This window comes from Streptomyces niphimycinicus (assembly GCF_018883605.1).
Lineage (GTDB): Bacteria > Actinomycetota > Actinomycetes > Streptomycetales > Streptomycetaceae > Streptomyces > Streptomyces niphimycinicus.
Genome location: NZ_JAHLEM010000620.1, coordinates 1 through 1,147, shown reverse-complemented (window position 1 = coordinate 1,147; position 1,147 = coordinate 1). Strand labels below are relative to the sequence as shown.

General features: G+C 74.5%; 2 protein-coding genes. Both read left to right on the top strand.

What is annotated here, in order from left to right:
* The coding region (locus KN815_RS38100) for a phosphotransferase family protein (RefSeq protein ID WP_253209489.1) at window positions 1-734 on the top strand (734 nt) is incomplete at its 5' end.
* Between the two features lie 65 nt (window positions 735-799).
* On the top strand, window positions 800-1,084 hold the full coding sequence (locus KN815_RS38095; RefSeq protein WP_216346393.1) for a TFIIB-type zinc ribbon-containing protein: 285 nt from the start codon (window positions 800-802) through the stop codon (window positions 1,082-1,084).
* Window positions 1,085-1,147 lie beyond the last annotated feature (63 nt).

The window sequence follows — 1,147 nt, the reverse complement described above, 5'->3', positions numbered from 1 at the left end:
CGTGGGTCGAGGCGGGGAAGCTGCTGGCCCGGCTGCACGCCGTGCCGGTCGCCGAACTGCCCGGCCCGCTCCCGGCGATGCGCGGCCCGGTCAAGGCGGCCCGCGCGATCGCCCGGCTGCGGGCGGCGGAGCTCCCCGACAGCATGGCCATCCGGGCCGTGCTGCACGCATGGGCCGGACTGCCGGGCTGGGCACGGGGCGTGGACCGCACCGACCGCACAGACCGCACAGGCCGCGCGGACCTGGATCGCACGGACCGCGGGGACCGTGGGGATCACGGAGGCCGGGGGGATCACGGAGGCCGGGGGGATCACGGGGGCCGCCGGGATCGCGCCGACCGCCAGGACGCCAACAGCCTCTGCCATGGCGATCTCCACCTCGGTCAGCTCATCCGCCACCGCGCCACCGACTGGCGGCTCATCGACATCGACGACCTCGGCCTCGGCGACCCGGCCTGGGACCTCGCGCGGCCCGCCGCCTGGTACGCCGCCGGGCTGCTCGCCCCCGAGGACTGGGACCGGTTTCTGGGGGCGTACCGGGCGGCGGGCGGTTCCGCCGCGGGGCAGGGCGACCCCTGGCCGCGGCTGGACGTGCCCGCCCGCGCCCTCACCGTCCAGACCGCCGCGCTCGCGCTCGCCAAAGCGGCGGCCGCCGGACGGGCGTTGGACGAGGCCGAGGAGGCGATGGTGGAGGCGGCTGTCCGCATCGCCAGGTACATGGAGGCCGTAGGGTGAAGGCCACGCGGCCGGACGGATGTTCCGGCACGTTGTTGTCCGAAGCATGAGGAGTTGAGCGGACCATGCAGTGTCCCAAGTGCCATGCGCCGATGCACACGTATAACCGCAATGGCGTCCAGATAGAGCAGTGCAGTGGCTGCCAGGGGATCTTCCTGGACTACGGGGAGCTGGAGGCGCTGACCCGCCTTGAGGCGCAGTGGACCCAGCAGATGCCGCCCGCCGCGCCCGGCCCGCAGGGGTACCCGGCCGCGCCCGCGCCCGCGTGGGGCGCGCCGCAGCACGGCGGCCACCACGGCCACCACGGCCACCACAAGCGGGGCTTCGGGCACATGCTCTTCTCGTCCTGAGGACTGAGAGCCGAGAAACGTCAGAGGGCCGGAGCTCTTCGCTCCGGCCCTCCGCCGATCTGT